The sequence below is a fragment of the Pseudomonas sp. FSL R10-2189 genome (assembly GCF_009600325.1).
GTDB lineage: Bacteria > Pseudomonadota > Gammaproteobacteria > Pseudomonadales > Pseudomonadaceae > Aquipseudomonas > Aquipseudomonas helleri.
The window spans coordinates 56,565-77,800 of the sequence record NZ_WIVZ01000001.1 but is presented as its reverse complement, the minus strand read 5'-3'; the positions used below and the strand labels follow the sequence as shown (position 1 = coordinate 77,800).

Genomic DNA, 21,236 nt, shown 5'->3' with positions numbered 1-21,236 from the left:
CACCGGCTCAGCATCGACCCATGCAGCTTAGCCAAGCATTTGGAGTTTGCTGTCCGATTTACGATCAACGCTTTTTTTCCGATCTATAGTCTTCGTTCCTGTACTGAACTCACGGAGCGAGCGTAATGAAGCGAAAAGTCACGACTGCCGACGCCACCGTCACACAGGCCCTGGAGGAAGCCTTGAAACGCTTCGCCAGCAACCACCACGGCAAAAACGCCAGTTACATCCCCTATCTGGCGTCTGTCCCTTCGCAGTTGTTCGGCATCAGCATCATGTTCTGCGACGGCACCCATACCGAGGTCGGAGACACCGATTACGAGTTCGCCATCGAGTCGATTTCCAAAGTCTTCACCCTCGCCCATGTGCTCGACGAATACAGCCCGCAAACGTTGCGCAGCAAGATTGGCTGTGACCCGACCGGCGAGCCTTTCAACTCGGTGGTCGCCCTGGAATTGCACAAAGGCCGACCGCTCAACCCGTTTGTCAACGCCGGCGCCATGGCCACCGTCAGCTTGATCAAGGCCGAAAACCCGCAAGTGCGCTGGGAGAAAATCCAGGCCACTTACAACGCCTTTGCCGGGCGCGCGTTAAGCGTCAACGAAGAGGTGTACAAGTCCGAAGCCGCCAGCAATCAGCACAATCGCGGCATCGCCTGGCTGCTGCAAAGTTACGGCTACATGTACGCCGATCCGATGGAAGTCTGCGCCGTGTATACCCGCCAATGTTCGGTGTCGATCACCTGCCAGGACCTGGTCACGATGGGCGTGACCCTGGCCAACGGCGGGGTCAATCCGCTCACCGGAAAACGCGTGGTGGAGGCCAAAAACGTAGCGCCTATTCTGTCCGAAATGACCTTAAATGGCCTTTATGACACCACTGGAGACTGGTATTACAAAGTCGGTTTACCCGGCAAAAGCGGTGTGGGCGGCGGGATTCTGGCCGTTGTACCCGGGGTGTGCGCCATCGCCGCCTTTGCCCCGCCACTGGATGTAGCAGGCAACAGCGTTCGCGGCCAATTGGCCGCTGAATATCTCAGCCGCACGCTCAACCTGAGCTTGCTGCACTGATCAGGAAGATTAAGGGAGGCGCAAATGGCTACGACCAGCAAAGCAAAAACTTACATGTCATGGCTCACCATCTGTTTCATGATGGTGGCCGCTGTTGCCAGTATCCGTTCACTACCGACCATGGCCGTTTATGGCCTGGGCTCGATTTTTCTGTATGTGATTCCGGCCCTGTTGTTCTTCATCCCCGTGTCACTGGTGGCCTCGGAACTGGGCACCGGCTGGAACGGCGGGATTTACGGCTGGGTGAGGCAGGCGTACGGCGATCGCCCGGGCTTTTTCATCATGTGGTTCATGTGGGTACAGGTGGTGGTGTGGTACCCCATCGTGCTCGGATTTGCGGCCAGTACCATGGCTTACTTGATTAACCCGGACCTGGCCAAAAGCGGGGTGTTCACGGCGGCGGTGATCATCGTGTTGTATTGGCTATCAACGTTTGTCGCGCTCAACGGGCTGGGAGCGCTGTCCAAGCTGACGTCCTGGTTCATGCTGCTGGGCACCGCCCTGCCTGCTGCCGTGCTGGTATTGCTGGGCGTGGCCTGGCTGGTCCTGGGGCACAAGTCTGCCGCGCCATTAACCCTGGATGCACTGATCCCGGCCATTTTCGACACGTCCACCACGGTTAAGGCGGGCCCGCATAACCTGCACTCGGACTTGTGGCGCGAGTTCACCGGGGTGATTACCGGCCTGGTGTTAATTGTGAGTAACTTTTTGGCGTTTGCCGGTATCGAAATGAACGCCATCCACGCCCGCGAATTGCGCAATCCGCAAAAAGAAATGCCACGCGCGATCTTTTTGGCGTTCTTTATGATCCTGCTGGTGTTCATCCCGCCGACCGTGGCGATTTCGCTGGTGGTACCGGCTGACTCAACCAGCCTCACGGCCGGTGTGATTCAGGCCTATGCCGCCTTCTTTGCAGGCTTCAACATGCCGTGGGCGACGCCGATCATGGCGATTTTGCTGATTATCGGTGCGTTGGGCGGGGTATTGGCCTGGACGGCGGGGCCTTCGACGGGCCTGTTGTTTGTGGGTAAGGCTGGGATGCTCCCGCCTGTACTGCAAGAGGTGAACAAAAAAGGCGTGCAAAAAAATATCTTGTACCTGCAGGCCGTGATCGTCACGTTGCTCTCAACGATTTATATCTTTATCGACAACGTGTCTGATGCGTTCTGGATGATTAGTGCGATGGCGGCGCTGATGTACCTGATTATTTATGTGTTTATGTTCCTGTCCGCCATGAAGCTGCGTAAAACCCAGCCCAACGTTAAACGCGGCTATGTCCTTAAAGGGCTGCATGGCTGGTGTTATTTGGGGTTGTTCTCGACGTGTGTGGCGCTGGTGTTCGGCTTTATCCCGCCGAATAACTTCAGCAGCATGCCGTTTTTCGAGTACGCAGGGGTCTTGTTGATCGGGCTGGTGATTGCTGGCGTGCCGCCGTTCATCTTCTATGCGGTGCGTAAGCCGTCATGGCAGATGGTGCCAAAAGCCGAAGCCGATCAATATTCAGCGGCCTTGCAAGATCTGCAGGACGCCGACGCCAAGGCCGCGAAGGCGTGATGGGCCTGTAGTCGCTGCCGAAGGCTGCGATGTACCGCATCGCGGTCCCGCTTAAAACCGAAGGCCCTTCGGGCCTTATCGCAGCCTGCGGCAGCGACTACAAGGGCTAGGTTTTCTACAGGCATAAAAAAAGCGTCCCGAAGGACGCTTTTTTTATGGCCTCTGATGCGATTGGCATCAGTGCCTGATTTTTCACACCCATTACTGCCGGGCAGAAAATGGTCGGGGTAAGGGGATTCGAACTCCTGACATCCTGCTCCCAAAGCAGGCGCGCTACCGGACTGCGCTATACCCCGGTAAAAAAAAGGCACCTTCAAGAGGCGCCTTCTGCGATCAGCGCTTTTGGCCTCTGATCTTAAGATCTAGCTCCAGCGAACTGGAGCCAAAAATGGTGGGTCGTGTGGGATTCGAACCTACGACCAATTGGTTAAAAGCCAACTGCTCTACCAACTGAGCTAACGACCCAAAAATGGTCGGGGTAAGGGGATTCGAACTCCTGACATCCTGCTCCCAAAGCAGGCGCGCTACCGGACTGCGCTATACCCCGGCTTGAAACTGGCTCCACGACCTGGACTCGAACCAGGGACCCAATGATTAACAGTCATTTGCTCTACCAACTGAGCTATCGCGGAACTATTTGTTTCAATTTACAACGTTACTGCTTTACATCTTTGCAGCTCTCTTTGACTTCATCGCATCGCTGCGTTGGCGTCTCTGAGGCGGGCCATTTTACAACCTTTCAAACCCTTGTCAACCCTTTTTTTTCCTTAGAAGACAATGATTTAGGTCTTCTAATGGGCTTCTCGGTTTGGGCCAAGTTGCCGTTGCGGGTGACTTACTGCGGGGCGCATCTTACAAGCGTTTTCCTTACAGATCAACACCCTAAGTAAAAAAAGGCCTCACTCAGTGAGGCCTTCCTTAAAACACGGGCCTTGAGCCTTATGCGAAGACGATTTCGTCGTCTTTCACACTGGCCACTACCGTGGTGCCTGGCAAGAACTGACCCGAAAGAATCAGTTGTGCCAGCGGGTTTTCGATCCAGCGCTGGATCGCACGTTTGAGTGGCCGTGCGCCATACACTGGGTCGTAACCTACAGCGATCAACTTGTCCAAGGCATCCTGGTTCAGTTCCAGCGTCAGGTCACGCTCAGCCAGACGGCTGCGCAGACGACCCAGCTGGATCTCGGCAATGCCCGCGATCTGATCACGTGCCAGAGGCTCGAAGATCACCACTTCGTCGATCCGGTTCACAAACTCCGGACGGAAGTGCGTACTCACCGCATCCATCACCGCAGCGCGTTGCGCTTCACGATCACCGACCAGTTCCTGGATCTGTGCAGAGCCCAGGTTGGAGGTCATCACGATCACCGTGTTGCGGAAATCCACCGTACGGCCATGGCTGTCAGTCAGGCGACCGTCTTCAAGCACTTGCAGCAGCACGTTGAACACATCCGGGTGCGCCTTCTCGACTTCATCCAGCAGCACCACCGAGTAAGGCTTGCGCCGTACTGCTTCGGTCAGGTAACCGCCTTCTTCGTAACCCACATACCCTGGTGGCGCACCGATCAGTCGGGCCACGGAATGTTTCTCCATGAACTCGGACATGTCGATCCGTACCATTGCCTCTTCAGTATCAAAGAGGAACTCGGCCAGCGCCTTGCACAACTCGGTTTTACCGACACCGGTTGGGCCCAGGAACATGAACGAGCCGCTTGGACGGTTCGGGTCACTCAAGCCAGCCCGCGAACGACGTACCGCGTTCGCCACGGCCACCACGGCCTCGTCCTGACCAATCACGCGCTCATGCAACAGGTTTTCCATGTTCATGAGTTTTTCGCGTTCGCCTTCGAGCATTTTTGACACGGGGATACCGGTCCACTTCGAGACGACTTCAGCGATTTCTTCTTCGGTCACTTTGCTGCGCAACAACTGGTTCTCAGTCTGGTTGCTGTGCTCGTCGACCATCTGCAGGCTGCGTTCCAGGTCGGGAATGATCCCGTACTGCAACTCGGCCATGCGGTTAAGGTTGCCACCGCGGCGTGCCACTTCCAGCTCTTGGCGAGCCTGCTCGATTTTCTGCTGGATCTGGGCAGAGCCCTGTACTTCGGCTTTTTCCGAGGTCCAGATTTCTTCCAGGTCAGAATACTCACGCTCATGGCGCTCGATTTCTTCCTGCAGTTTCTCGAGACGTTTTTTCGCCGCCTCATCTTCTTCTTTCTTCAGCGCCTGGGCTTCAACCTTCAGTTGAATCAAGCGGCGCTCAAGACGGTCCAGCACTTCGGGCTTGGAGTCGATCTCCATGCGAATGCGGCTGGCCGCTTCGTCCATCAGGTCGATCGCCTTGTCAGGCAACTGCCGATCAGTGATGTAGCGATGGCTGAGTTTGACCGCCGCAATGATCGCACCGTCGGTGATCGCCACCTTGTGGTGCACTTCATAGCGCTCTTTCAGCCCCCGCAGAATCGCGATGGTGTCTTCTTCACTGGGCTCATCGACCAGTACTTTCTGGAAGCGACGCTCAAGCGCTGCGTCCTTCTCTATATATTGGCGGTACTCGTTGAGCGTGGTCGCACCGACGCAATGCAGCTCGCCACGGGCCAACGCTGGCTTGAGCATGTTGCCCGCATCCATGGCGCCCTCGCCTTTACCGGCACCGACCATGACGTGCAGTTCGTCGATAAACAGAATGACTTGCCCTTCCTGTTTCGACAGCTCGTTGAGCACTGCTTTCAGACGCTCTTCGAACTCGCCACGGAACTTGGCACCGGCAATCAGTGCACCGATGTCCAGCGACAGCAGGCGTTTGCCTTTAAGACCATCCGGCACTTCGCCATTGATGATCCGCTGCGCCAAACCTTCAGCAATTGCGGTTTTACCGACGCCAGGCTCACCGATCAGTACCGGGTTGTTTTTGGTCCGGCGTTGCAAGACCTGAATGGTGCGACGGATCTCATCGTCACGGCCAATCACCGGGTCGAGCTTGCCGTCTTCCGCACGCTTGGTCAGGTCGATGGTGTATTTATCCAGCGCCTGACGCGACTCTTCAGCGTTTGGATCGTTGACCGCTTCGCCGCCACGCAGGTTGTTGATGGCGTTTTCCAGGGCTTTTTTGGTTACGCCCTGGCTCAGCAACAATTTACCCAACTTGTTGTTGTCGTCCATCGCGGCCAGCACGACCAGCTCGCTGGTGATGTACTGATCGCCTTTTTGCTGCGCCAGACGATCTGCCTGATTCAACAGACGCGCCAAGTCCTGCGACATATTCACGTCGCCGGTTGGATTCTGAATTTTTGGCAGTTGGTCGAGCTCTTTGGTCAGCTCTTTACGCAGGCTGTTTACATCAAAACCGACTTGCATCAGCAGCGGCTTGATCGAACCGCCCTGCTGTTCCAACAAAGCTTGCATCAAGTGCACAGGCTCAATAGCCGGATGGTCATGACCAACGGCCAATGACTGGGCATCGGACAACGCCAATTGCAACTTGCTGGTTAATCTATCTATACGCATTCGTCACCTTCCTTATGAGCAGGCCGGAGGGATGGAAACTCCTGAATGAAGAAACCTGCCAGATACCTTAGTAGATGCGGGCGGTTTCGAGAGTTTCAAGCGTATAGAAAATGATGTACGTCAACTGGCAGGCGTTTCGATCCAGACCAGCGAGGCGAAACGACCGGTGCGAGAGCTGCGCCGGTAGGAGAAAAAACGTGGGTCGGTGACGGTGCAGAAACCGCCGCCATACACCGCCGTAATGCCGCAGCGGGCCAGACGCAAGCGCGCCAGCTCATAAATGTCGGCCATGTAGCGGCCTTCATTGATGCTCGGAACAAAAGCCGCAGCGGCGTCGGGCAGGTCTTTTATAAAGACCTCGCGCACTTCGCCGCCGACTTCAAAGGCCTTGGGGCCGATGGCCGGGCCGAGCCAGACCAGTATGTCCTGAGGCTCAACATTGAGGCTTTGCGCCGCTGCTTCAAGCACACCGGCCGCCAGCCCGCGCCAACCGGCATGGGCCGCAGCTACGCGAGTGCCTGCGCGATCACAGAACAAGGCAGGCAAACAGTCAGCCGTCATTACCGTACAGGCAATGCCGGGGGTGGCTGTCCAGCTAGCATCGGCCTCTGCGATCTGGCCGGGGGTGGCAGGCGCAACGACAACCCCGTGAACCTGGCTAAGCCAGGCGGGCTGTACGTCAAAAATATGGGTCAAGCGATGGCGGTTATGTGCAACGGCGACGGGGTCGTCGCCCACATGGTCGCCCAGATTGAAGCTGTCGAACGGCGCCACACTGACGCCGCCCGCACGGGTGGTCACACAGGCCCTGACGCCTGCCGGCGCGGGCCAGTCAGGAATCAGGAAGGTGTTCATCCGATAAAAGCCTCACGGTCTTGCTTAAGCAGGGTCAGCAACCAGGTAAAGTCGTCCGGCAATGGCGATTCCCAGCTCATGCGTACACCGCTCGTCGGATGATCCAACTCGAGGAAACGCGCATGCAGGGCCTGACGCGGGAAGTTTTTAAGCGATTCGACCATGTTCACATTCGCTGCCGGCGGGATACGGAAGCGACCGCCGTAGGCAGGGTCTCCGACCAACGGGAAGTTAATGTGTGCCATGTGTACACGAATCTGGTGCGTGCGACCGGTTTCGAGCTTGACCCGCACATGGGTGTGGGAACGGAAACGCTCAAGCACACGGTAATGACTCACCGCCTGCTTGCCGCCTTCCATCACCGCCATGCGCTGGCGTTGCTGGCCGTGACGGCCGATGGGCGCGTTGATCTTGCCCCCGGCGGTGACGACACCGATCACGATGCACTCATAAATACGGCTGACACTGCGGCTCTGCAACTGTGCAACCAGTTGTGTCTGCGCCTGGATAGTCTTGGCGACCACCATCAGACCGGTGGTGTCTTTGTCGAGGCGATGCACGATCCCCGCACGCGGCACATTCACAATGTCCGGCACGTGGTGCAGCAAGGCGTTGAGCAACGTACCGTCGGCGTGGCCGGCAGCCGGATGCACCACCAGGCCCGCAGGCTTGTTGATCACCAGAATGTCATCGTCTTCGTAAACGATATCCAGAGGGATGTCTTGGGCGACCCATTCACCCTGTGCTTCCTGCTCGGCAGTCAGCTCCAGGATGGCACCCCCGTGGACGATATCACGAGGGCGTATGACGGCTCCGTCCACTGTTAGGCGGCCGTCTTTGATCCAGGCGGAAAGGCGCGAGCGCGAGTGCTCAGCGAATAATTGTGCGGCGACTTGATCGAGGCGTTGGCCACCCAGTTCGGACGGCACCTCTTCGCGAAGTTGAATTTTCTCGGACATGCTCATCAGGACCGCGCCAAGCCTTTGGTTTCGGCTGCGCGCTTGTGGTTAAATACGGCGTCTTTTGCCCCGAGGCTTTTCACGGGGCGCTCATCATAACAGGACGGACCCGCCCAAGACAGCGGCCGTCATAGGGACGCAAGCCGCCATGCAAGTGAAACACCTGCTGCTGATCGCCATCCTCGCACTGACCGCCGCTTGCTCGTCGACAAAAGAAGTCGTTGACGAAAACTTGAGCGAAGTCGAGTTGTACCAGCAGGCGCAGGCCGACCTGGACAACAACAGCTATACCAGTGCCACCGCCAAGCTGAAGGCTTTAGAGTCGCGCTACCCGTTCGGCCGTTATGCCGACCAGGCACAGCTCGAACTGATCTACGCCTACTATAAAAACTCCGAACCGGAAGCGGCCAAGTCCGCCGCCGAGCGTTTTATCCGCCTGCATCCGCAGCATCCAAACGTCGACTACGCCTACTACCTCAAGGGCCTGACCTCGTTTGACCAGGACGTTGGCCTGCTGGCGCGCTTCCTGCCGCTGGACATGACCAAGCGTGACCCTGGCGCTGCACGCGACTCATACAACGAGTTCGCCCAGCTCACCAGCCGTTTCCCGAACAGCCGTTATGCTCCTGACGCCAAGCAACGCATGATTTACCTGCGTAACCTGCTGGCGGCATACGAAATCCACGTGGCCGACTACTACCTGACCCGTCAGGCCTATGTCGCCGCTGCCAACCGTGGCCGTTATGTGGTTGAGAACTTCCAGGAAACCCCTTCGGTCGGTGACGGCCTGGCGGTGATGGTTGAGTCTTACCAGCGCATGCACCTCGACCAACTGGCTGCCACCAGCCTTGAAGTGCTCAAGGACAACTACCCGAACCACCCAAGCCTGGTGAACGGTGAGTTTGTGCCGCAGGTTTCCGAAGCGGACAACCGGTCATGGCTTAGCAAGGCCACTCTGGGCCTGATCGAGTCGTCGACACCGCTGCCACCGGGTGAAACCCGCGCCAACCTCGACATCCAGAAGCAATACCAGGATGCCAAGGACGCGATTCCCTCGGAGCTCAAAGCCAAAGACGCTGATGGCAACATCATCGAAGACCCGGAAGACACCAGCAAAAGCCGCTCGTGGTTCAGCTACATGACCTTTGGTCTGTTCGACTGAATGTTCGGCAATAAAAAAGAGCCTTTCGAGGCTCTTTTTTTTGTCTATGATTTGCCGCTGTGCGCCCGCCAAGTCCTTGGCTAAACTGGCTGACCTTTTCTCGAATAGCGGATAACCATGCTTCGTTTACTGATCTGGGCTGCTCTGATTGCGGCTGGCGTGTGGTTCTGGCGCAAATACAAAGCCAGCCTCCAGGCGCCTAAAAAACCGGCCGATCCTGGCGCACAACCGATGGTGCGCTGCGCCCACTGCGGCGTGCACCTGCCCCGCGATCGCGCCCTGAGCAAGCAGCAGCAATGGTTCTGCTCGCAAGAGCACCTGCAGCAAGGACCACAAGCCCCCCGCTAAAGCCAAAAGCTCGCTCCAACGGTGGTCACACCCTTGTAGGAGCGAGCTTGCCTCGCGATCTTTTGATCTTGGTTTTACGACTGCTGCGCAGCCGGACGTAGCCTCGCAAGGCTCGTCAACTGCTACGGGGTGGTGTGCTGCGATCTTTAAATCCGCCCGGTCGGCGCATACGGCGTCGGGTCGATAATCGGCTCACGGCCCAGCAACAGGTCGGCAAACAACTGACACGACGCTGGCGCCAGCACCAGGCCGTTACGGTAGTGCCCGCAGTTAAGCCACAACCCGTCAAACCCAGACACCCGGCCAATGTACGGGATGCCTTCGGGCGAGCCCGGTCGCAGACCAGCCCAATGCCCCACCAACTCGGCGTCCGCCAGCGCAGGAATCAGTTCAACAGCCGAAGCCTTTAGACTTTCTAGCGCTACGTCAGTTGGCGTTTTATCAAAGCCTTCGTGTTCCAGCGTACTGCCAATCAAGATATGCCCATCCCGGCGCGGGATCGCATAACGGCCTTTGGCCAAAACCATGCTCGACAGCAGATCTGGCGCGCACTTGTACAAGATCATCTGCCCTTTTACCGGCTCCACGGGCAGCTCCAGACCCAAAAGGCCCAGCAACTCGCCGCTCCAGGCACCCGCCGACAACACCACCTGGTCGCCGCGAATTTCACCCTTCGCGGTGTTCACACCGGCAATGGTGCTGCCCTCACGGATAAACCCCTGAACTTCACAATGCTCATGGATCGTCACATTCGCCATGGCGTGCAGCGCCGCTTTCAGTGATTTCACCAGCCGCGGGTTACGCACGTTCGCCACGTCCGCCATGTAAATTGCCTGCGAGTAGCCACCGCCCAGCACGGGCACGGCCTGTTCAACTGCCGGAATCTCAACGGCACTTAAAGGACGACCTTCACGCTGCGCCCACGCCAGCGCTTGCTCTTCGTCTTCAAGGTCCAGCCAGTACAAACCGGTGGTGTGGACTTCTGGATCAACACCGGTGGTGGTAAACAGCCTGTCGGCCAGTTGTGGATAAAAGTCTTGCGACCAATGCGCCAACGCCGTGACAGCCGGGTTGTAGCGCCAAGGGTACAGGGGCGAGACAATCCCGCCGCCCGCCCATGAAGACTCTTGCCCGACGCCACTGCGATCCAGCAAAACCACGTGTTCAACCTCCGCCGCCAGGTTAAACGCCGTCAGAAGCCCGATCACGCCACCGCCTACAATCACCACTCGTTGCTGCTTAGCCATCTATCCACTCAGCTCAAAAAATGCACATTAATCGTCAGCGCCCCCAACACTGTTGCCTTGTCAGGTCCGGGGCGGCGTTTGTATTGGCTGCCAGGCCCACGTGGTTCAACGTGTAGTCACCACAGGCGTCTCCCGCCATGGGCGAGTCTGCTCGACGTGTCGCCGTCAACAGGTAGGTGTGATCGGCGAGCTCATAGGTCATCAGGTAGTGCTGATTACCCGGGCTGACATTTTCCGCCCCACTGTATAAACCTTTTTTCGTATAAAAACGCTCAAGACTTTGGGATTGCTCTGACAACAGCAATACAAGTTGAGCGCGATAGCCGCGCTTCACTGACTCGCTGTAAAGCGGATACGCGAACGCGCCAAGGATGCCGATGATCGCGACCACGATCATAAGCTCCATCAAAGTGAACCCTGCTCCATACCGATTCATACCGTTGCCCTTACTGGATTTGCCGCCACATGATTCGTCGAAACTGCTGACGTACGGGCTCGCCCGCCTCGCTGTCTGTTGGCTGATAACGCGCATAAACGCTCTCCAGCACCGTACGCGAGGGGCCGCGCACACCCACGGCGGTCACACGGTAAAAGTGCGCGGAAGCAATACCCGGCAAGTGCGCAGGCGTCACGCCCACACCCAGGCTTTGAATACCGAACACGCCATCAGGCGCCTTGAGCCACAGCACACCGGACTGCGGATCCAGGCCGGGCAAAACCTGGGTGCGGGCCGACAAAGGCGGCACGCATTGAGCCGGCGCGCTACATACCAGCGGCTCACGCCACTGCGTCTGCACCTGCGCCTCACCCATGCGCAGCCCCGTTTCAGCGGCCTGCAGTGACTGATTGGCAAACCACACGCTGCCAGCCATTTTTTCTTGCTGCACGGCGCTATGTAAGGAGGTAAGCCCCAGCACACTGAGCAACAGCAACAATGTCAGGCTTACCAAGAGGACCATGCCCGTCTGTTTACGCGGGTAATAACGCATAAGCCCCCTAACCCAGCCGATTACGCAGGGCCACCACCAAGTGATAAGACTGGTCCTTTACCCGTGCCTTGGGATCGCGCAGTGTCAGGGCGATTTTCAGGCTGCGGATACTGGCCAAATTACTGGGGCTTTGTTCATAGCGCTGAACCGATGGCCCCGCTGCCGAACTGGCGACACCAAACGTCACCTCAAACGCCGCCACGTTATCCAGAAGCACCGCTTTACTGGGGCCGGTCTTGAGCTGCCCGTTCTCAAACCAGTAAACAACGTTTCGTAATGCAAAGGCGGTTTCACCGGGCGCCAACGATCCAGGCTGCCCGGCATAGGCCTGTGCATAACGTTTACAGTCCGACACCACTGTCCAGTCTGGCCGGGTGCCTTGCAGGCCGACATCGCCACTGACGAACCGCCACGACCTGGAACCCGCAGCTCCCTGCCATGAAACAGGCGTCTGGAACACCGCAGGCGCATTGATGATGCTGTCTGCCGACAGACAGCCGAACATGCCAATCATGCGAATTTCCTGCGCGATTTTGCTCAGTACAAAACGGGCGTCTTCCTGGGCGATGGCGGCGGCATACTGCGCAAGGTAAGTCTCACGGGCACTTAAAAAAACCTGGGTAGCCCCCGACACCAGCAGCACGCCCAGCGCCAGGGCGATCAGCAGCTCTATCAGGCCAAACCCGGCATTGCGGCGCATCATGAGGCGCCCACCGCGAACCCGGATACGATCTGGCTGGTCAGGCTGAATGTTTGCAGTTGGCCCCCGGCACGCGCGTCGTCCCATTCCAGAGTGATGGCCACCTGACGCTCACTGATCGCAATGCTGCCCTTGGCACTTGTCCCGCCGAATTGGCGAACATTGCGTTTGAAGTCACTCAAATCCTGGCCCAGCACACTGTGCAGCCCCACTCCGGCAGACGACCCGGCGTAATCTGCAGCAGGGTTTGCGCGAATACGATCCAGCATGTCGTAGGCAATAAAACTGGCCTGGGTGGTCATTAACGCGCTGTCGGTGTGTTTCAGCGCATTCAGCTGTACGGCGGCAGCCCCCAGCAGCCCGCTGGCCAAAATAACCGTCGCCACCAGCACCTCAATCAAGGTGACTCCACTTTGCCGGCGTTTACCCGATCGATTCATGTACGCCACCCTGGCCTTCACTCGCCGACACATCCTGTGTCGACCTGCCAAAAGCCTAGCCCTGCACACGGGCCATGTTTGTAGGATCTGGCTGGTAAAGCACCGTGACTAATCGTCGATTTAGGTCAGCTACCTAACCCTGATAACGCTTTAAACATGCTGAAATCGATGTGTGAGCAGCACCCGTCATAGCTGAGCTATACCAATACAAGCGCAAGGAATGCGCGAAGGCATGTCCAGGGAGGACAACGTGTACCAACACGGAATGAGCATGATCCACCTGTTGTTCACGCTGGCGATTGTCGCGATTACCGCGCAATTCGCCGGCCCGGCCTACGGCGTTCTGGTTGAACAGCAACGCCGTCAGGTCGCGGCCGAACAATTGGCCAGCGGTTTGCGCAATGCGCGCACCGAGGCGCTGGTCCGCCACAACTATGTAGTGGTGCACGCGCTGGAAGACGATTGGAGCAAAGGCTGGAGGATTATTCTGGATAAGAGCGGCCGGGGGCACCTGGATGAGAGCAACCCGGTACTTGCCCACAGGCAAGGCAACGCGCAAATACCGATTGCCGGTAATACGCCGGTAAAACATTACGTGCGGTTCAACCCGCTGGGCGAACCGTTATTAAGTGGCGGGGCATTTCAGGCGGGGACGTTGCATATTTGCCAGGCCGACACCGCTCTGAGCCACTACCAGGTGGTACTCGCCAAGAGCGGTCGCATCAGCCTGCGCAGCGATCAAGCGACGCAGGCATTGTGCGCCATGGCTTAAATCAGGGAGCGAACGCGCAGTTCTTTAGGCATCGAGAAGGTGATGTTCTCTTCGCGGCCAGCCAGTTCGTCTGCCCCCGTTGCACCCCAGGCATGCAACTGCTGAATCACACCGCGCACCAGCACCTCAGGCGCCGACGCCCCTGCGGTAATACCAATGTGCTGCATACCGTCAAACCAGCTTTTTTGCAGGTCTTCGGCGCCATCGATCAGGTAAGCCGGGGTGGCCATGCGTTCAGCCAGCTCGCGCAAGCGGTTGGAGTTGGAGCTGTTCGGGCTACCCACCACCAAGACCACGTCGCACTCGTCGGCCAGTTGCTTGACCGCATCCTGACGGTTTTGCGTGGCGTAGCAGATGTCGTCCTTGCGCGGGCCGCCAATGGCCGGGAAACGCGAGCGCAGCGCGTCGATCACACGGCTGGTATCGTCCATCGACAAGGTGGTCTGGGTCACAAACGCGAGTTTTTCGGGGTTGTTGACGTGCAGGTTGGCGACATCTTTTTCGTCTTCAACCAGATAAATCGCGCCGCCATTGCTCGCGTCGTACTGCCCCATGGTGCCTTCCACTTCCGGGTGCCCGGCGTGGCCGATCAAAATGCACTCACGGCCATCGCGGCTGTAGCGTGCCACTTCGATGTGCACCTTGGTCACCAGCGGGCAGGTGGCGTCGAACACTTTAAGGCCACGGCCTGCCGCTTCGGTGCGCACGGCCTGGGAAACACCGTGGGCACTGAAAATCACGATGACGTCATCCGGCACCTGGTCCAGCTCTTCAACAAAGATCGCGCCACGGGAGCGCAGGTCTTCGACGACAAATTTGTTGTGCACCACTTCGTGGCGAACATAAATAGGCGGACCGAAGACTTCGAGAGCGCGATTGACGATTTCAATCGCTCGGTCCACCCCAGCGCAGAAGCCACGGGGGTTGGCGAGTTTGATGTGCATGCTGAGCCTCGTGGGTCGCGCAGAAAAATAATGCCAATCAAGCCCGGCACACGCCGGGCTCTGAATTACAGCGCTTTAACGTCTTTGATTTCCACGTCGAATGTCAGGGTCTTGCCTGACAACGGGTGGTTGAAATCGATGGTCACTTGCTCGTCGTCAAAGGCTTTGACCACACCCGGCAGCTCGGTGTTGGCCGCGTCATTGAAGATCACCAGCAAACCTTCAGACAGGTCCATGTCCTTGAACTGCGAACGTGGAATGATCTGTACGTTTTGCGGGTTAGGCTGGCCGAACGCGTTTTCCGGGAGGATCTCCAGGGTGCGTTTGTCGCCGGCCTTGAAGCCGAACAAGGCGGCTTCAAAACCTGGCAACAGGCTGCCATCACCGACCTTGAAGGTCGCCGGGGACTTGTCGAATGTACTGTCGACGGTGTCGCCATTCTCCAGGCGCAATGCGAAATGCAGCGTGACTTCCGTGTTCTGGCCAATACGTTGCTCAGTCATGAGCCGGTTCTCCAGACTTTTTACTTTTGAACATATCCAGTGCCAGCATCACCGCGCCCACGCAAATCGCACTGTCGGCGAAGTTGAAGGCCGGGAAATACCAGCGGTTTTGCCAATGCACCAGAATGAAATCGACCACATGACCGTACACAATCCGGTCATACAGGTTGCCCAACGCGCCGCCCAAAATCAGCGCCAGCGCAATCGCCAACCAGGTGTCATTGCGCCCAAGGCGCTTGAGCCAGACGATAAGCACGGCGCTGACCACAATGGCGATCAGGGCAAACAGCCAACGTTGCCAGCCAGCACTGTCGGCCAAAAAGCTGAAGGCCGCGCCGGTGTTGTAAGCCAGCGTCCAGCTGAACAGGTCCGGGATGACCACGATTTGCTGGTACATCTGCAAGGCGTTGTCGAAATAGACCTTGCTGGTCAGGTCAATGACCAGGACCAGCACAGTCAACCAGAGCCAGCCCAGGCGCCCGAAGCGCCCGGCAGTGCTGGTGTTAGGCATAGTGACGTACCTCGCCGGTGCCGCTGATGTTGTCAACGCAACGGCCGCAGATTTCCGGATGCTCCGGGTTCACGCCCACGTCTTCACGGCAATGCCAGCAGCGCGCGCACTTGGCGTGTGCCGACTTGACCACCTTGAGCTTGAGGCCCGGTACTTCGGTGACCACAGCGTCAGCCGGTGCCAGCGCAAAAGGCGCAACACTGGCGGTGGAGGTGATCAGCACGAAGCGCAGTTCGTTGCTCAGCTTGGACAGATCAGCGGCCAGTTCAGCTTCGGCGAACAAAGTCACTTCTGCCTGCAAGTTGCCGCCAATGGCCTTGGCTGCGCGCAGGTTTTCCATTTCCTTGTTGACCGCCACCTTGACCGCCATGATCCGCTCCCAGTAGTCGCGGTCCAGCTCGGTGCCTTCCGGCAGTTCGCTCAGGCCGTCATACCAAGTGTTGAGCATGACCGATTCGTTGCGCTCGCCCGGCAGGTATTGCCACAGTTCGTCGGCGGTGAAAGCCAGGATCGGAGCGATCCAGCGCACCAGCGCTTCAGAGATGTGGAACAGCGCGGTCTGGCACGAACGGCGGGCCTTGCTGTTGGCGCCCGTGGTGTACTGGCGGTCCTTGATGATGTCGAGGTAGAAACCACCGAGTTCCTGTACGCAGAAGTTGTGCACTTTGGAATACACGTTCCAGAAACGGTATTCGCCGTAGTGCAGCTCCAGTTCACGTTGCAGCAACAGGGCGCGGTCTACTGCCCAACGGTCCAGCGCGAGCATTTCATCAGCAGGCAGCAGGTCGGTGGCCGGGTTGAAGCCGGTCAGGTTGGAAAGCAGGAAGCGCGCGGTGTTACGGATACGCCGGTAGGCATCCGCACTGCGTTGCAGGATCTGGTCAGACACTGCGATTTCGCCCGAATAGTCGGTCGAGGCCACCCACAGACGCATGATGTCAGCGCCCAAGGTGTCGTTGACCTTCTGCGGTGCAATCACGTTGCCCAGCGACTTGGACATTTTGCGGCCCGCTTCGTCCACGGTGAAACCGTGAGTCAGCAGTTCGCGGTACGGTGCGTGGTTGTCGATGGCGCAGCCGGTCAGCAACGACGAGTGGAACCAGCCACGGTGCTGGTCGGAACCCTCAAGGTACAGATCGGCACGCGGGCCGGTCTCGTGGCCCATCGGGTGCGAACCGCGCAGCACGTGCCAATGGGTAGTACCCGAATCGAACCATACGTCCAGCGTGTCGCTGATTTTGTCGTACAGCGGCGCTTCGTCGCCCAACAGCTCGGCCGGGTCCAGTTTGAACCAGGCTTCGATGCCTTCGACTTCAACGCGCTTGGCCACTTCTTCCATCATTTCGACGGTACGTGGGTGCAGTTCACCGCTTTCCTTGTTCAGGAAAAACGGGATCGGCACGCCCCAGTTGCGTTGACGCGAGATGCACCAGTCTGGACGGTTGGCGATCATCGAATGCAGGCGCGCCTGGCCCCAGGCCGGTACGAACTGGGTGTCTTCGATGGCTTGCAGTGCGCGGGTACGCAGGGTCTCGCCCGCTACTGGCTCTTTGTCCATACCGATAAACCACTGCGCGGTTGCGCGGTAGATCAGCGGGGTTTTGTGACGCCAGCAGTGCATGTAGCTGTGGCTGATGGTTTCGGTGAACATCAACGCGTCGACTTCGGTCAGCTTGTCGATGATGTTCTGGTTGGCTTTCCAGATGAACTGGCCACCGAAGAACTCCAGCGACGGCACGTACACGCCATTGCTTTGAACCGGGTTGATGATGTCGTCGTTGACCATGCCATAGGCTTTGCAGGTCACGAAGTCGTCTACGCCGTAAGCCGGTGCGGAGTGAACCACGCCGGTGCCAGCGCCCAGTTCAACGTACTCAGCCAGGTAAACCGGCGACAGACGGTCGTAGAACGGGTGACGGAAGTTGATCAGTTCCAGTGCCGACCCGGTGGTGGTGGCGATCACAGAACCTTGCAGGTTGTAACGCGCCAGGCTCGATTCAACCAGCTCTTCAGCGAGCACCAACAGTTTGTCGCCCACGTCGACCAGCGCGTAGGTGAACTCCGGGTGCACGTTCAGCGCCTGGTTGGCCGGGATGGTCCACGGGGTGGTGGTCCAGATCACGATCGCAGCCGGCTTGCTCAAGGTTGCCAGGCCAAAGGCCTCGGCCAGCTTGGCGTCATCGGCAACCGGGAAGGCAACGTCGATGGCCGACGACTTTTTGTCCTGGTATTCGACTTCTGCTTCAGCCAGGGCCGAGCCGCAATCGAAGCACCAGTTCACCGGCTTCAGACCTTTGAAGACGAAACCGCCTTTGACGATTTCGGCCAAGGCACGGATTTCACCGGCCTCGTTTTTGAAGTCCATGGTTTTGTACGGGTTGGCGAAGTCACCCAGCACACCCAGACGGATGAACTCGGACTTCTGGCCTTCGATCTGCTCGGTCGCGTAGGCACGGCACAGCTCGCGGGTTTTATCCGCGGACAGGTTTTTACCGTGAGTCACTTCAACCTTGTGCTCAATAGGCAGACCGTGACAGTCCCAGCCCGGTACATACGGCGCATCGAAACCGGCGAGGGTTTTCGAACGCACGATCATGTCTTTCAGAATCTTGTTCAGCGCATGACCGATGTGAATCGTACCGTTGGCGTACGGAGGACCGTCATGAAGTACGAACTTCGGACGATCCTTACTAATCTCGCGCAACTTCCCGTACAGGCCAATGCTGTCCCAGCGCTGCAAAATTTGCGGTTCGCGCTGTGGCAGGCCGGCCTTCATTGGGAAGGCTGTGTCCGGAAGGTTTAACGTGGATTTGTAGTCGGTCATTTCAGGCTCTTTTTAAGCGGTTGACCCAGCCAAAAGGCTCGGGCGGCGGCGACGTCCGCATTGATCGCCGTCTTGAGCGCCTCCAGGGAGGCAAAACGCTGCTCATCACGCAGCTTGTGGTGGAATGCCACGGTCAATCGCTGGCCATACAAATCGCCAGCGAAATCCAATAGATGTACTTCAAGATGGGCGTTGCCATCCCCTGCTACGGTAGGTCTGACGCCGATATTCGCGACGCCGGGCCAAGTTTTGCCGTCGATCTCGACGCTCACCAGGTACACCCCGGTCAACGGAACACGACGACGCTTGAGCTGGATATTGGCGGTTGGCGTGCCCAATTGGCGCGCCAGCTTTTGCCCGTGCAATACCGTACCGGCAATCTGGAACGGGCGGCCCAGCAAGCGCTCTGCCTGAGCGAAATCGCCCTTGGCCAGCGCATCACGCACCTGGGTGCTGCTGATGCGCACGCCGTCCAGCTCAACGGTTTGCGCGGCTTCGACGGTAAAGTTCTGCATGACACCTGCTTGTTGCAGGAAGTCAAAATCACCGATCCGGTCGCAACCAAAGCGGAAGTCGTCACCGACCTCAAGGTGCTGCACACCCAGGCCATCGACCAGGATCGTGTCGACAAACTCGGCCGCGCTGAGCTTGCACAGGCGTTGATTGAACGCCAGGCACAGCACCCGATCAACCCCGGCGTCAGCCAACAGCTGCAATTTGTCGCGCAGGCGGGCCAGACGCGCCGGAGCGGTTTCAGGGGCAAAGAATTCGCGCGGCTGGGGTTCAAAAATCACCACGCAGCTGGGCACGCCCAACTCCAGTGCACGTTCACGCAGCCGCTCCAGGATAGCCTGGTGACCACGGTGTACACCGTCAAAGTTGCCAATAGTGGCGACACAGCCCCGATCTTGGGGCCGCAGATTGTGAAGGCCTCGAACCAGCTGCATAACGCGCTTCTTGCTCATAAAGTGGCCGATTATAACCACACCCAGCCCGTGACGACAGGCGACAGCGCAAGGCAAATCAGGTCAAACCGACAAAATAGACGTTTGACTGCGATTTTCCTTACATCAGAGACTTGCGGGCGAAATCCTTCAAACGCAAGCCCAACAGCAACAACATACCGAAATAAGCCAGAATGCCCGCCGCCACCAAGCCCCCAAGACGCATAAAACGCTCGAGCATATGGCCTTGATCCCAGGCCGGCATGACGTGCATCAAGCCCATCAGCACCGCCGACATCACCGCTACCGCCAACACCAGCTTGAACAGGTACAGCGACCAGCCCGGCTGGGCGATAAACAGTTTTTGCTTGCGCAACTGCCAGAACAGCAGCCCGGCGTTAATGCACGCGCCCACGCTAATGGCCAAGGCAAGCCCGGCGTGCTGCAGCGGTACGATAAACACCAGGTTGAGCAATTGCGTAACGACCAAGGTGAACACGGCAATTTTTACCGGGGTGCGGATGTTTTGTTGCGCATAAAAACCGGGCGCCAGCACCTTGATCAGGATCAGCCCGAGTAAACCGACCGAATACGCCATCAGAGCGCGCTGGGTCATGGCCGCATCCAGAGCACTGAACTCACCGTATTGAAACAGCGAGACGGTCAGCGGTTCCGCCAGGATCGCCAAGGCCAGTGCACACGGCAACACCAGCAAAAAGCACAGGCGCAGCCCCCAGTCGAGAATCCGCGAGTACTCCTGACGGTCTTTATTGGCGTAGGTTTTGGACAGCGTTGGCAGCAGGATTGTGCCCAGCGCCACCCCCAGCACACCGGAGGGCAATTCCATCAATCGGTCTGCGTAGTACATCCAGGACACCGACCCGGCCACCAGAAAGGAGGCAAAAATCGTGTTGATGATCAGCGAAATCTGACTGACCGACACCCCCAAAATGGCCGGCACCATCTGTTTCATCACGCGCCATACACCGGTATCGCGCAAATTGAGGCGCGGCAGCACCAGCATGCCGATTTTTTTCAGGTGCGGGAGCTGGAACAGCAACTGCGCAAGGCCACCGGCCAGCACCGCCCAGCCCAGCGCCATTACGGGCGGGTCAAAGTACGGGGTCAGGAACAGGGCAAAGATGATCATGCTGACGTTGAGCAGCGTCGGCACGAACGCCGGCACCGAAAAGCGGTTCCAGGTATTGAGGATCGCCCCGGCCAGCGATGACAACGAGATCAGCAATATATAAGGAAAGGTCACCCGCAACATGTTGGAGGTGAGCTCAAACTTCTCTGGCGTGCTGGCAAACCCTGGCGCCGTGGCCCAGATCACCCAAGGCGCAGCCAGCATGCCCAGCACGGTGACGATGGCCAGCACCAGCGTCAGCAACCCGGCGACATAGGCCACAAACGTGCGCGCGGCCTCCTCGCCCTGCTGATTTTTGTATTCGGCCAGAATCGGCACAAACGCTTGCGAAAAAGCGCCTTCGGCGAAAATCCGGCGCAGCAGATTGGGCAGTTTAAAGGCAATAAAGAACGCATCTGTGGCCATACCCGCGCCAAACATGCGCGCCACGATGGTGTCCCGGACAAAGCCCAGAACCCTTGAAATCATGGTGATGGAGCTAACAGCAGCCAACGACTTGAGCAAATTCATTGAAAGAGTTTTTGCCTTTAGAGAAAGAGCAGGCGAACAAAGCGTTCACTTATGCGATACTGCGCGCCGCAACAGCACAGAGCCAAGCTCGCGAGTTTACAGGTCAAGCGCCGGAAATAAATCTCCCGTCTCCCTCGATCAACCACTCAGCGGCTCGAATCAATCGCCCTTGACAAGAGTTGTCGTCATCGGCATGATTCGCGGCCTATTTTGTTTGTTAATTCCAAAAGTCTTTCGAGGAGCTCGA

The 21,236-nt window shown here is 58.0% G+C and carries 19 protein-coding genes and 4 tRNA genes; 5 read left to right on the top strand and 18 right to left on the bottom strand.

Annotation, left to right across the window (positions count from 1 at the left end; all coding sequences use genetic code 11):
* Positions 1–125: 125 nt before the first annotated feature.
* Both glsA and GHO32_RS00360 read left to right on the top strand, forming a co-directional pair.
* On the top strand, positions 126–1,070 hold the full coding sequence (glsA, locus tag GHO32_RS00365; RefSeq protein ID WP_153334950.1) for a glutaminase A: 945 nt from the start codon (positions 126–128) through the stop codon (positions 1,068–1,070).
* Between the two features lie 24 nt (positions 1,071–1,094).
* Positions 1,095–2,624 carry an amino acid permease gene (locus GHO32_RS00360; RefSeq protein WP_153334949.1) on the top strand — a complete coding sequence of 510 codons (1,530 nt, stop codon included), beginning with the start codon at positions 1,095–1,097 and terminating at the stop codon, positions 2,622–2,624.
* A gap of 219 nt (positions 2,625–2,843) precedes the next feature.
* Here the strand turns inward: GHO32_RS00360 and GHO32_RS00355 are convergent.
* The 7 genes from GHO32_RS00355 to rluD all read right to left on the bottom strand — a co-directional run bounded on the left by GHO32_RS00355 (position 2,844) and on the right by rluD (position 7,945).
* Positions 2,844–2,920: transfer RNA gene (locus tag GHO32_RS00355), tRNA-Pro, on the bottom strand.
* A gap of 93 nt (positions 2,921–3,013) precedes the next feature.
* Positions 3,014–3,089 (bottom strand) — tRNA-Lys (locus GHO32_RS00350).
* 5 nt (positions 3,090–3,094) lie between these two features.
* A tRNA-Pro gene (locus tag GHO32_RS00345) sits at positions 3,095–3,171 on the bottom strand.
* Between the two features lie 9 nt (positions 3,172–3,180).
* Positions 3,181–3,256 (bottom strand) — tRNA-Asn (locus GHO32_RS00340).
* Positions 3,257–3,563: 307 nt separating this feature from the next.
* Entirely contained in the window at positions 3,564–6,131 is a 2,568-nt protein-coding gene (gene clpB / locus GHO32_RS00335) for an ATP-dependent chaperone ClpB (protein ID WP_123751296.1), read from the bottom strand.
* 120 nt (positions 6,132–6,251) lie between these two features.
* Positions 6,252–6,986: a peptidoglycan editing factor PgeF gene (gene pgeF / locus GHO32_RS00330; RefSeq protein WP_153334948.1), complete on the bottom strand. Its 735-nt coding sequence runs from the start codon at positions 6,984–6,986 to the stop codon at positions 6,252–6,254.
* Positions 6,983–7,945 (bottom strand): 23S rRNA pseudouridine(1911/1915/1917) synthase RluD, encoded by a 963-nt coding sequence (gene rluD, locus GHO32_RS00325; protein WP_048367800.1) that lies wholly within the window; start codon positions 7,943–7,945, stop codon positions 6,983–6,985. The genes pgeF and rluD overlap by 4 nt, the downstream gene beginning before the upstream one ends.
* A gap of 148 nt (positions 7,946–8,093) precedes the next feature.
* Between rluD and GHO32_RS00320 the strand changes: the two genes are divergently transcribed.
* Together GHO32_RS00320 and GHO32_RS00315 are read left to right on the top strand one after the other, a co-directional pair.
* On the top strand, positions 8,094–9,107 hold the full coding sequence (locus GHO32_RS00320) for an outer membrane protein assembly factor BamD (protein ID WP_153326862.1): 1,014 nt from the start codon (positions 8,094–8,096) through the stop codon (positions 9,105–9,107).
* 117 nt (positions 9,108–9,224) lie between these two features.
* Positions 9,225–9,455 (top strand): PP0621 family protein, encoded by a 231-nt coding sequence (locus GHO32_RS00315; protein WP_048367351.1) that lies wholly within the window; start codon positions 9,225–9,227, stop codon positions 9,453–9,455.
* A 146-nt stretch (positions 9,456–9,601) separates the two neighbouring features.
* Here GHO32_RS00315 and thiO read toward each other — a convergent pair whose 3' ends face one another.
* Genes thiO through pilV form a run of 5 tightly spaced genes read right to left on the bottom strand, consistent with a single transcriptional unit; the run spans position 9,602 to position 12,831 of the window.
* Positions 9,602–10,702, bottom strand: coding sequence for a glycine oxidase ThiO (thiO, locus tag GHO32_RS00310; protein ID WP_153334947.1), 1,101 nt, complete (start codon positions 10,700–10,702; stop codon positions 9,602–9,604).
* Between the two features lie 34 nt (positions 10,703–10,736).
* On the bottom strand, positions 10,737–11,138 hold the full coding sequence (locus GHO32_RS00305) for a type IV pilin protein (RefSeq protein ID WP_153334946.1): 402 nt from the start codon (positions 11,136–11,138) through the stop codon (positions 10,737–10,739).
* Positions 11,139–11,148: 10 nt separating this feature from the next.
* Positions 11,149–11,661, bottom strand: coding sequence for a PilX N-terminal domain-containing pilus assembly protein (locus GHO32_RS00300; protein WP_256665413.1), 513 nt, complete (start codon positions 11,659–11,661; stop codon positions 11,149–11,151).
* Between the two features lie 37 nt (positions 11,662–11,698).
* Positions 11,699–12,394 (bottom strand): PilW family protein, encoded by a 696-nt coding sequence (locus tag GHO32_RS00295; RefSeq protein WP_153334944.1) that lies wholly within the window; start codon positions 12,392–12,394, stop codon positions 11,699–11,701.
* Entirely contained in the window at positions 12,391–12,831 is a 441-nt protein-coding gene (gene pilV, locus GHO32_RS00290; protein WP_178113820.1) for a type IV pilus modification protein PilV, read from the bottom strand. Before pilV ends, GHO32_RS00295 begins: the two co-directional genes overlap by 4 nt.
* A gap of 232 nt (positions 12,832–13,063) precedes the next feature.
* Here pilV and GHO32_RS00285 point away from each other — a divergent pair, with 232 nt between their 5' ends.
* Positions 13,064–13,603, top strand: coding sequence for a GspH/FimT family protein (locus GHO32_RS00285; protein ID WP_153334942.1), 540 nt, complete (start codon positions 13,064–13,066; stop codon positions 13,601–13,603).
* Here GHO32_RS00285 and ispH read toward each other — a convergent pair.
* The 6 genes from ispH to murJ form a co-directional block, all read right to left on the bottom strand.
* Positions 13,600–14,547 carry a 4-hydroxy-3-methylbut-2-enyl diphosphate reductase gene (gene ispH / locus GHO32_RS00280; RefSeq protein ID WP_153334941.1) on the bottom strand — a complete coding sequence of 316 codons (948 nt, stop codon included), beginning with the start codon at positions 14,545–14,547 and terminating at the stop codon, positions 13,600–13,602. The genes GHO32_RS00285 and ispH overlap by 4 nt on opposite strands.
* Before the next feature lie 65 nt (positions 14,548–14,612).
* Positions 14,613–15,050, bottom strand: coding sequence for an FKBP-type peptidyl-prolyl cis-trans isomerase (fkpB, locus tag GHO32_RS00275; RefSeq protein ID WP_019411874.1), 438 nt, complete (start codon positions 15,048–15,050; stop codon positions 14,613–14,615).
* Entirely contained in the window at positions 15,043–15,561 is a 519-nt protein-coding gene (gene lspA / locus GHO32_RS00270; protein ID WP_048367375.1) for a signal peptidase II, read from the bottom strand. Before lspA ends, fkpB begins: the two co-directional genes overlap by 8 nt.
* Entirely contained in the window at positions 15,554–18,385 is a 2,832-nt protein-coding gene (gene ileS, locus GHO32_RS00265) for an isoleucine--tRNA ligase (RefSeq protein WP_153334940.1), read from the bottom strand. The genes lspA and ileS overlap by 8 nt, the downstream gene beginning before the upstream one ends.
* Positions 18,382–19,332, bottom strand: a complete 951-nt coding sequence (gene ribF / locus GHO32_RS00260) for a bifunctional riboflavin kinase/FAD synthetase (RefSeq protein ID WP_153334939.1) — start codon at positions 19,330–19,332, stop codon at positions 18,382–18,384. Before ribF ends, ileS begins: the two co-directional genes overlap by 4 nt.
* Positions 19,333–19,450: 118 nt before the next feature.
* The gene (murJ, locus tag GHO32_RS00255) at positions 19,451–20,989 is read right to left on the bottom strand and encodes a murein biosynthesis integral membrane protein MurJ (protein ID WP_153334938.1); all 1,539 of its coding nucleotides are present in this window, start codon (positions 20,987–20,989) and stop codon (positions 19,451–19,453) included.
* Between the last annotated feature and the right edge of the window lie 247 nt (positions 20,990–21,236).

What these genes read in the sequence shown, in the direction of transcription:
- thiO (WP_153334947.1), bottom strand. Translation starts at nt 10,702, where the DNA reads ATGGCTAAGCAGCAACGAGTGGTGATTGTAGGCGGTGGCGTGATCGGG.
- GHO32_RS00320 (WP_153326862.1), top strand. Translation starts at nt 8,094, where the DNA reads ATGCAAGTGAAACACCTGCTGCTGATCGCCATCCTCGCACTGACCGCC.
- fkpB (WP_019411874.1), bottom strand. Translation starts at nt 15,050, where the DNA reads ATGACTGAGCAACGTATTGGCCAGAACACGGAAGTCACGCTGCATTTC.
- GHO32_RS00360 (WP_153334949.1), top strand. Translation starts at nt 1,095, where the DNA reads ATGGCTACGACCAGCAAAGCAAAAACTTACATGTCATGGCTCACCATC.
- ribF (WP_153334939.1), bottom strand. Translation starts at nt 19,332, where the DNA reads ATGCAGCTGGTTCGAGGCCTTCACAATCTGCGGCCCCAAGATCGGGGC.
- lspA (WP_048367375.1), bottom strand. Translation starts at nt 15,561, where the DNA reads ATGCCTAACACCAGCACTGCCGGGCGCTTCGGGCGCCTGGGCTGGCTC.
- rluD (WP_048367800.1), bottom strand. Translation starts at nt 7,945, where the DNA reads ATGTCCGAGAAAATTCAACTTCGCGAAGAGGTGCCGTCCGAACTGGGT.
- clpB (WP_123751296.1), bottom strand. Translation starts at nt 6,131, where the DNA reads ATGCGTATAGATAGATTAACCAGCAAGTTGCAATTGGCGTTGTCCGAT.
- pilV (WP_178113820.1), bottom strand. Translation starts at nt 12,831, where the DNA reads ATGAATCGATCGGGTAAACGCCGGCAAAGTGGAGTCACCTTGATTGAG.
- GHO32_RS00300 (WP_256665413.1), bottom strand. Translation starts at nt 11,661, where the DNA reads ATGGTCCTCTTGGTAAGCCTGACATTGTTGCTGTTGCTCAGTGTGCTG.
- murJ (WP_153334938.1), bottom strand. Translation starts at nt 20,989, where the DNA reads ATGAATTTGCTCAAGTCGTTGGCTGCTGTTAGCTCCATCACCATGATT.
- glsA (WP_153334950.1), top strand. Translation starts at nt 126, where the DNA reads ATGAAGCGAAAAGTCACGACTGCCGACGCCACCGTCACACAGGCCCTG.
- pgeF (WP_153334948.1), bottom strand. Translation starts at nt 6,986, where the DNA reads ATGAACACCTTCCTGATTCCTGACTGGCCCGCGCCGGCAGGCGTCAGG.
- GHO32_RS00285 (WP_153334942.1), top strand. Translation starts at nt 13,064, where the DNA reads ATGTCCAGGGAGGACAACGTGTACCAACACGGAATGAGCATGATCCAC.
- GHO32_RS00305 (WP_153334946.1), bottom strand. Translation starts at nt 11,138, where the DNA reads ATGAATCGGTATGGAGCAGGGTTCACTTTGATGGAGCTTATGATCGTG.
- GHO32_RS00315 (WP_048367351.1), top strand. Translation starts at nt 9,225, where the DNA reads ATGCTTCGTTTACTGATCTGGGCTGCTCTGATTGCGGCTGGCGTGTGG.
- ispH (WP_153334941.1), bottom strand. Translation starts at nt 14,547, where the DNA reads ATGCACATCAAACTCGCCAACCCCCGTGGCTTCTGCGCTGGGGTGGAC.
- ileS (WP_153334940.1), bottom strand. Translation starts at nt 18,385, where the DNA reads ATGACCGACTACAAATCCACGTTAAACCTTCCGGACACAGCCTTCCCA.
- GHO32_RS00295 (WP_153334944.1), bottom strand. Translation starts at nt 12,394, where the DNA reads ATGATGCGCCGCAATGCCGGGTTTGGCCTGATAGAGCTGCTGATCGCC.